Here is a 2,216-nt window from a genome sequence, read left to right as displayed (position 1 = left end):
GCCATCGACGTTCGAGGGCGCAGACCGCTTGAGGTCGCGATCTAGCAATCGCTCTGTTGGACATGCTGCGCTCGCTGAACACCGTGAGGCGCGTCGTTCTCACATCCTGCCGCAGCCGCAGTTTCAAGACATCAGTTCGATATGCCCGGAACCGATTCGTCGAGTGGACCGTACTCTGAAAATAACGGTGCCGAGGCTTCCGTTGCGCCCTAATCGCGTTCTGCGCCTCAGGTGTTCCGAGGTGAGTCGAGCCTTTCAAGTGGTCAAGCCATGAGTGCGAAACGGAGAGTCTACTGATATCAGAACCTTGAAGGTCCATCCATAAGCAAAATCTATTTTCCTGCCCCATTTGATCAAGCATCCAGATCTACACGCGATCATTTTAGGGCTGAAGGCCTCCGCTCTGTTCGAGACACTTGCCGAGACCGATTCAGATGGAGCTGCGGACGCGTATCACGATGCGCCTAGAGAGGCCCCGGCTGCAGGCCTCATCCAGGCCAACGTCGCCCCGGGAGGTTCGCATCGTCCTGCCGGAATACGGATCGGACCTCGACGGCCTCACTCCAAAGCCTGGCATCGATCCGCGTCTTTTCCACGACCGTATGTCCGACTCGATCGATGCGATCGGGCAGCCGACCGAGGGGGGCAGGCGGACAACGAGGCGGCTCTCGCCAGCGGCACGCTCCTGACCTGATGAGCGATACCGACGCATTGAGCAATGGAGACCGGACGATGATCCGGGCCCTGTCCTTGGTCCTTGCTCTGGTTCCTGTCTTCTGCGCCGGCCCGGCACGGTCCTGGATTGCGGAGCAAGGCCGGGTTCGCATCGTCTACGAGGTCCCGAAGGCGCCCGAGGCGCACACGATCTACAGAGAGATGCGCGCGCGACACCTGCTCGAAGGCTTGCGCGAAACCCTCGGCATCATCCGATTGCCGCGCTCCCTTACCCTCCGCCTCGCCGAATGCGGCGGCGAGGTCAACGCCTGGTACGCGCCGACGACGCGGTCGGTCACCGTCTGTTACGAATTCATCCAAGACGTGCAGAGCCGGGCGCCGAAGGATGTGTCCCCGACAGGCGTGACGCGCCACCAAGCCATCATGGGATCGATCGCGCACGTGTTCCTGCATGAAATCGGCCACGCGCTTTTCCACCTGTTGGACGTGCCCGTCCTCGGTCGAGAGGAGGACGCCGCCGACCAATTCGCCGCCCTGCTCCTGCTGCGTCTCGGCCCGGCGCAGGCGCGGAAGATCATCGACGGCAGCGCATTCCTCTTCGCGAGCTACGCCGGGGAGGAGAAGATGGAAAAAGGGGACTTCGCAAACGATCACGGGCTGTTCCGGCAGCGCTTCTACAACCTGCTGTGCCTCGCGTATGGATCGGATAAGCGTACCTTCGGCTATCTTGCCGACCGTGGTGATCTGCCGGAGGAGCGGACGGCGAACTGCGCCGCCGAGTACGACCAAGTCGCATTTGCCATGGACAGGCTGTTCGGCCGCCACCTGCGCAGCGACCGCATGGCGAGAGAACGGACGCGCCGGGGCTTCCGCTGGACGTTCTGACGGCGAAACCTCCGGAGAGGCCGCGATGAAGCCCGGCCAGTCCCATCGGATCAAGCCCCGGTGACGACCTCGTTCTACGGTTCTCGCCGCCAACCTCCGGCGTTTCGACGCCGGTCGTCGAAACCGGTCGGAGAAAAGCGCGCTGGCGTTAGCGTGCCGGTCGCCCGGTCGGTCCCCGTTTCCGGTGGAGTGTCCCATGACGAGAGCATCGAGACTGATGGCCCTCGCTGCCTTGACCTTCGCGGCCCTGCTTGGAATGAACTCGTCCGAACCGGGCTGGATCGGAGTCGGCAGGGCCGAGGCGGCGGGCGGCTGCGGGCCCGGCTTTCACCGAGGACCATACGGAGGTTGCCGGCCACACGTTTACGGCAGCCCTTACGGCGCGTGGGGCGGCCGCGCCTACGCCTACCGAGGGGGCAGGGTCTACGGCGGGCGCGCCGTGTACGGCCGGCGGGTCGGCGGGTTCCACGGGGGGCGCGGGTTCCACGGAGGCCGCGGCTTCCACGGGGGTGGCCGCTTCCGCCGCTAGGGCCGGGCTCCCCGCTGGCTGAAGGTGCTTGTCATCCGCATCCGGCCCTTATCAGGTCCGAGGATCTCTGACTGCCATGGATGACCTGTCGCGCTATTCGGTCATCGAGCCTGCGCGGGGCGGAGGC

2 protein-coding genes are annotated in these 2,216 nt (G+C 64.6%); both read left to right on the top strand.

Annotated features, from left to right (window positions below):
• The first annotated feature begins 693 nt into the window (after window positions 1-693).
• Entirely contained in the window at window positions 694-1,560 is an 867-nt protein-coding gene (locus MFF42_RS20810; RefSeq protein ID WP_238257447.1) for a DUF4344 domain-containing metallopeptidase, read from the top strand.
• A 196-nt stretch (window positions 1,561-1,756) separates the two neighbouring features.
• Window positions 1,757-2,089 (top strand): GCG_CRPN prefix-to-repeats domain-containing protein, encoded by a 333-nt coding sequence (locus MFF42_RS26610; protein WP_373875202.1) that lies wholly within the window; start codon window positions 1,757-1,759, stop codon window positions 2,087-2,089.
• The last annotated feature ends 127 nt before the right edge of the window (window positions 2,090-2,216 follow it).

This window comes from Methylorubrum podarium (genome assembly GCF_022179745.1).
In the GTDB taxonomy this organism is placed as follows: Bacteria; Pseudomonadota; Alphaproteobacteria; order Rhizobiales; family Beijerinckiaceae; genus Methylobacterium; species Methylobacterium podarium.
The sequence above is the reverse complement of the archived record's forward strand: the minus strand, read 5'-3'. Positions and strand labels throughout refer to the sequence as shown.

Coding starts and splice junctions, on each gene's coding strand:
- MFF42_RS20810 (WP_238257447.1), top strand. CDS start 694: ATGAGCGATACCGACGCATTGAGCAATGGAGACCGGACGATGATCCGG.
- MFF42_RS26610 (WP_373875202.1), top strand. CDS start 1,757: ATGACGAGAGCATCGAGACTGATGGCCCTCGCTGCCTTGACCTTCGCG.